This window comes from Aliiglaciecola sp. NS0011-25 (assembly GCF_040370605.1).
Lineage (GTDB): Bacteria > Pseudomonadota > Gammaproteobacteria > Enterobacterales > Alteromonadaceae > Aliiglaciecola > Aliiglaciecola lipolytica_A.
Genome location: NZ_BAABWR010000039.1, coordinates 1 through 6,071 on the forward strand (window position 1 = coordinate 1; position 6,071 = coordinate 6,071).

The window sequence follows — 6,071 nt, forward strand, 5'->3', positions numbered from 1 at the left end:
TGTGGGTTTTGTGGCTTCGTTCAAGGCCACGGCCTAAAGGCCGTGCTACAAGGTGAGGGCGCCTCAGAGGCTCTTGTTGGCTAGCCGGCGAGGAAAATACGTCTTACTCTGGATTTGCGGCTAAACGCCCTTAGATTCGTGCTCAAGCTGCCTAGGATAGGTTGGCATCGACAGCTTGGTTGCAAAGTTAATAAGCAATAACGTTATTACTTGTTGATCTGCGTCGTTATGCGCAGCCTTCAATGTATAAAATGGCTGGGTAGCTACCCAGTCTGAAACTGGTCACTTTATCGCGGTAAGTTTCAAAAATAAGACCGTTGCCATTGTTTAACTTAACTTCTAAATACTCGCCTTCTTCTCCGAGGTAAGGGTGCACAGACACTTTTACGTCGTTATAAGTTTTAATCACATCGGCTTTAGATGAATCTATGCCTAATCCTTCTTGAGTTTGTATTTGCGAGAGTTGCTCATCAATATCGAAACGCACAACAATACCATCCATTACCATGATATAGGGTCCATCAGCGTGGGTTTTAGGCTCTAGGTAAAAACAAGATTGCGGTTCATCATAAAAGACCTCTTGTGACTGATAATTTTTAAGTAGCTTAATGGCGCTATCAGCTTGCGAACCTATTTTGATTCCAGCATATTCATCATCTTTGAGATTGTTGGCCAGCACGGATTGAGTCAGTAGTAGGGTAGCTAGTAGTGTAATGCGCATATCGTTCTCTTCAGTAATATGAGGTTATTTTTAAGTCTTTAGGCGTTACCTGCGCCATTTGCCTGTATAACGTGTCAAGTACGGCGGTATTTTTTAATGAGCGGCATTTTACCTTTGCTAGTCAAGGTGAACTCAGCTTTATTTTTAAATCGTCTTTGTAACGTCGCGATAGATTTAAGGTGTTACCCGCCTTTAAGGTTATTTTACCGTCGCCACTGGGCTGATACTGTATATTGTCTATGGCCGCTAAGTTCACGGCAAAGCTGCGGTGAACTCGACTAAAACCTTTATCACTCAATCGGGCTATGGTGTCATTTAACGTGCCTCGCAAAGGATAGATGCGTCCTTGTTTGTGTAAATTCACATAGTTTCCGGCTGATTCTAACCATTCAATTTCATCGATTTTCACTAAAAACTCTTTATCTAGCTTTTTGACTAATAAAAAATCCGGTGACGGAGCGGGCGAGGGCGCAGACATTGAGTCGGGTTTTGCACAAAACGCTTCTTCTTGGTCATTGACTAAACTCGCTTCTCCTTTAAGTCGTGCATAAAGCGACTGCATAACTTGATACAGAATTAACCAGAATACATATCCCCATGCATCTTTGCGGTATTCGTACCAAAATTCCCTCAGCCAAGGGGAGAAATCGTAATTTCCACCGTCTAACATGTAGACCCATTCTCGAAACATCACCATTAAGCCGACATGGGCCGCTGAATATAAAATAGTGATCAAAAAATGGATAAAAAGCTGTCGACCTAGATTGGCAAAACGCAATGGCATGCGAGCAAATAATGCGAAAATAAACGGCAACAAAATGAGTGTGCTTAATGCACTAGAATATTCCCAAACATAGGGTTCCCACATCTGAATTTGAACATCATTAGAGCGATTATGTTCCATCCAAACACTGGAGGCATTAATACTGTTATTAATAAGTAGATAAGCTGCAATCAGCAAATAGCTATACAGATATTTATGTTGATCGAATTTTTCAAACCAAGTTGATTTTTGTTTATCCCGCATATCCACCGCTTATCCCTTTTGCCTTTCGATTGGTCATTGCGCTCTGTTTTTATTGTGTTTTGAGGCGGATGCTAAATCAACACATTTCTTTTACAAGCGGTGGGAATTAAACATGACACTATCATCTAATCAACGTCGTTATGATATTGATTGGCTAAGAAACTTAGCCTTTTTGATCCTGATTTTCTATCACATTGGAATGTACTATGTGTTTGATTGGGGCTGGCATATTAAGAGCGCAGAAACGTTTCGTTGGTTACAAGAAGTGATGATTTTAACCAATACATGGCGCATGTCGTTGTTATTTTTTATCAGCGCTATGGCATTGTCATTAATTGAAAAACGCTACTCCATTTGGAGTTTAATGGGACTTAGAACCAACCGCTTATTTGTGCCTTTGATATTTGGCATGTTTGTCATAGTCGCACCTCAAGTATATATCGAGGCACGGGCTCAAAACTTAATTCCAGAAGGATTTTGGTCATTTTGGGTGGAATATATCAATCCCAATACGGATTTACTAAAAGAACATCAGTCGATTATCGGTTTGCTTACCTGGAATCATCTTTGGTTTTTACCCTATTTGTGGATTTACAGTTTAATTGTATTGGTGATTAGGCCATTGTTGGCCAACGTTATTGGCAGCAGGTTTTTTCAAAATATTCCCTTTGTGGTGGCTTTTATTTGCATAGTCGTAGGGCTGTTACTGGTGTACTTAACCTTGCGTCTTGCTTATCCCACTACCCACGATCTAACCAATGATTGGTATAATCATGCTAAGTCTTTTCTAATTTTTGTATTTGGCTATACTTTTGCCCAACAAATGCGCTGGTGGAATACTGTTATTGCTAAGCGTCGTTGGTTTTTATATCTGGCCATTTTAGGCTATTTGTTTATTGTTGCTGACAGAAACGGCGCTTTTACCTGGCTGGCCGAGCAATATGAGGGTTCGATTGCAGTGCGAGGCCTGTACGGCACGATTTTTATCATTAACCTTTGGGCTTGGATATTTAGCTTAGTGGGCTACGCAGGCCAATATTTAAATCGTCCAGCAAAATTTGTTAGCTATGCAAATAAAGCCGTATTGCCTTGGTATATGTTTCATCAAACCCTTATTGTGATGCTAGCTTGGTATCTAAAGCCTTATAACTTACCTACATTTTTTGATTTTCTTTTGATATTGTCCGGAACCGTCATTGGATGTCTAATCGGCTATGAAATTGTCAAACGTACTGCAATCACGAGGTGGTTGTTTGGTCTGAAACACAGCTAATAGTAAAAATAATACCCACAAAAATACTGGGTTTTTCATTCGTTTGTAATAATTGTATAATACGCAAACATGTTAACCCTGTTTACAAGAGACCATGATGACGCAGGTGAATCGCATCGATTCTATTGACTACCCATTTCCGGCAAAACCAGAAGTACTCAACGCAGCACAAAACGCTTTTTATACTGATGAAATTAAACGTTTATTGGTTGAAAAAAACGCAGTTTTAGTTGCCCACTATTACACCGATCCTGAAATTCAGGCACTGGCCGAGGCTACCGGTGGCTTTATCTCTGATTCATTAGAGATGGCAAGATACGGCCGCGATAGTGATGCACAAACGCTGATTGTTGCAGGCGTGAAATTTATGGGCGAGACCTCAAAAATATTGAGCCCCCAAAAGACGGTGCTAATGCCAACTTTAGAGGCTACTTGTTCGTTGGACTTAGGCTGTCCAATTGATGAGTTTAGTGCGTTTTGTGATGCCCATCCAGATCACACCGTAGTAGTGTATGCGAATACCTCCGCAGCGGTGAAAGCGCGAGCAGATTGGGTAGTGACATCCAGTATTGCCCTAGAAATCGTCGAACATTTGGACGCCATGGGTGAAAAAATTCTGTGGGGACCTGATCGACACTTAGGTGCATACATCGCCAAACAAACCGGTGCCGACATGTTGATGTGGCAAGGTGAGTGTATTGTGCACGACGAGTTCTCGGCAAAAGCGCTGCAAAACATGAAGCACCTGCATCCTGAAGCGGCAGTATTAGTGCATCCTGAGTCACCAGCCAGTGTAGTTGAAATGGCCGACGCGGTGGGCTCTACTACTCAATTAATCAAAGCATCTCAGACCTTAAGTAATGAAAAGTTCATTGTCGCTACTGACCGCGGTATTTTTTATAAAATGCAGCAATTAGCGCCCCAAAAAACGTTTTATGAAGCCCCAACTGGCGGCAACGGTGCAACCTGTAAAAGCTGCGCTCACTGTCCATGGATGGCGATGAATGGCTTAAAAGCGATTTACGATTCATTGATGGATAATAGCGGACATGAAATTTTTGTAGACGAGGCACTTAGACAAAAAGCCTTAGTTCCGCTAAATCGTATGCTCGATTTTGCCGCTGAACTAAAAATGAAAGTAGTCGGCAACGCCTAGTTTATCAATTTCACCAGTGGTTAATTTGAAATGCCAGCCATGCTGGCATTTTCATTTTTGCTTCACCTAAACCCTATAAAGTTACACCACCCAACAAACCACATAGGATTATGTCATGTTAGATTTGAGTAAATACAAAGGGATTGTTTTTGACATGGATGGCACATTGATAGATTCAATGGGGTCACATGCAACCGCTTGGCAACAAACCTGTGAGAGTTTCGGAATTCCTTACGATAGAGAATATATTCACTCTCTTGGCGGCGTGCCTACCAGAGAAATTGCCAAACTACTGAATGAAAAGTATGGCCTAAACTGCGATTTAAATGGTGTTGCTAAGAAAAAACGCGATGCGTGGCTTGCTCTTGATGATAACCTGACAATCATTCCGGACACTTTTGGAGTTATGCAGAGGTATCAAGGCAAGTTAAAAATGGGCGTTGGCACTGGTTCAGAGCGCACTAACGCGATTCGCATGTTAACTGAAACCGGATTGTTAGACAGATTAGAGACGGTTGTTACTTCATCAGATGTTACGCAGGGTAAGCCCCATGGCGAAACATTTTTAACGGTGGCTAAAAATATGGGATTAACCGCTAAAGAATGTGTCGTGTTTGAAGACACCAAAATAGGTAAACAAGCAGCCGAAAATGCAGGGATGGACTGCATCATGGTAATAAATGGAAAAATCCAACTTCCTTAACTTTTTGAACAAGTATTAATCACTATTATTAAACCTTAGCAAATAATGCTAAATAATAATCCTACAAACGCCAGTTTATTGGTTTTTCTACTTGCTTACGGGCGCGTATTTCCCTAACATACGCACCCGTCTGAAAGTGACGGCAAGTAAAATACTTGAGTAACGCGCACGCCGAGCGCCGATTTTAATGTTTAAATTTTATATCGAAACGGGGAAGAATTTGGAGAGGTGGGTGAAGCCGGCCTCTTTAGGTGCGTAGCACCGCCCGGCTGAACGACCGGACATGGATGTACGGACTGGGTGCCGATCATCATGGATGTGTTAGCTCTGAGATAATTTCGAAGAGCAAGTGAAACAATTTGGAGAGGTGGGTGAAGCCGGCCTCTTTAGGTGCGCAGCACCGCCCGGCTGAACGGCCGGACATGGATGTACGGACTGGGTGCCGATCATCATGGATGTGTTAGCTCTGAGATAATTTCGAAGAGCAAGTGAAATAATTTGGAGAGGTGGCTGAGTGGCTGAAGGCGCACGCCTGGAAAGTGTGTTTAGGGTTAAACCTAACGAGGGTTCGAATCCCTCTCTCTCCGCCAAATTTATCAAAAAACCAGCAACTTAGTTGCTGGTTTTTTTGTTTGGGATCAATTTGGGATCAGTTCCACTAGTTCAGATATGTTTATTCCATTGTTTTCACTATGCAATAAAGTCATGGACAGGCATAAACTCATGGAAACTCATGGACAGGCATATTTTAAGATGCAATAAACTCATGGACAGGCATATTTTAAGATAGGTAAACTCGTGGACAGGCATATTTTAAGATAGTAGGAATTGTTGAAATCAAAACCTTCGGGGTCAGCTCCCTTTGATTTCAGAGTAAATGATTTCCATCTTTCTCAAAACCTGTGGGATCTGGCCCCGCTGATTTCGTAGACGCAGGGGTCTTTTGCCAGTGTCTAAGCCCACGTATTTTATAAAATCCAACTTTTCAGTAACAAACAATGACCCGGTTAGCAAAAATAATGCTTTTTACTTTAGTGTGATTAGTCGGCTAATTTTGGGGTTGACTTTAATGAGTATCGAGTGAAATTAAACAGTAAAAATAAAGAGAATAAAATGTTCGCAGGTTTAGATTTTGGTACGTCTAATTGTTCCATTGGTATAATAGAACAAAATGAACCTGTTCTTATTCCT

General features: G+C 41.6%; 5 protein-coding genes and 1 tRNA gene. 4 read left to right on the forward strand and 2 right to left on the reverse strand.

Features of this window, described 5'->3' with window-relative positions:
- Positions 1 to 226: 226 nt before the first annotated feature.
- Entirely contained in the window at positions 227 to 721 is a 495-nt protein-coding gene (locus ABWV72_RS20960) for a hypothetical protein (protein WP_216048357.1), read from the reverse strand.
- Positions 722 to 842: 121 nt separating this feature from the next.
- Positions 843 to 1,748 carry a LytR/AlgR family response regulator transcription factor gene (locus ABWV72_RS20965; protein ID WP_353372901.1) on the reverse strand — a complete coding sequence of 302 codons (906 nt, stop codon included), beginning with the start codon at positions 1,746 to 1,748 and terminating at the stop codon, positions 843 to 845.
- Positions 1,749 to 1,860: 112 nt separating this feature from the next.
- On the opposite strand from ABWV72_RS20965, the gene ABWV72_RS20970 reads away from it, so the two are divergent.
- From ABWV72_RS20970 to ABWV72_RS20985, 4 genes are all read left to right on the forward strand, one after another.
- Positions 1,861 to 3,021, forward strand: coding sequence for an acyltransferase family protein (locus ABWV72_RS20970; RefSeq protein ID WP_353372903.1), 1,161 nt, complete (start codon positions 1,861 to 1,863; stop codon positions 3,019 to 3,021).
- Positions 3,022 to 3,118: 97 nt separating this feature from the next.
- Entirely contained in the window at positions 3,119 to 4,177 is a 1,059-nt protein-coding gene (nadA, locus tag ABWV72_RS20975) for a quinolinate synthase NadA (protein ID WP_353372905.1), read from the forward strand.
- A gap of 115 nt (positions 4,178 to 4,292) precedes the next feature.
- The gene (locus tag ABWV72_RS20980; protein WP_353372907.1) at positions 4,293 to 4,880 is read left to right on the forward strand and encodes an HAD family hydrolase; all 588 of its coding nucleotides are present in this window, start codon (positions 4,293 to 4,295) and stop codon (positions 4,878 to 4,880) included.
- A gap of 500 nt (positions 4,881 to 5,380) precedes the next feature.
- Positions 5,381 to 5,470 (forward strand) — tRNA-Ser (locus ABWV72_RS20985).
- The last annotated feature ends 601 nt before the right edge of the window (positions 5,471 to 6,071 follow it).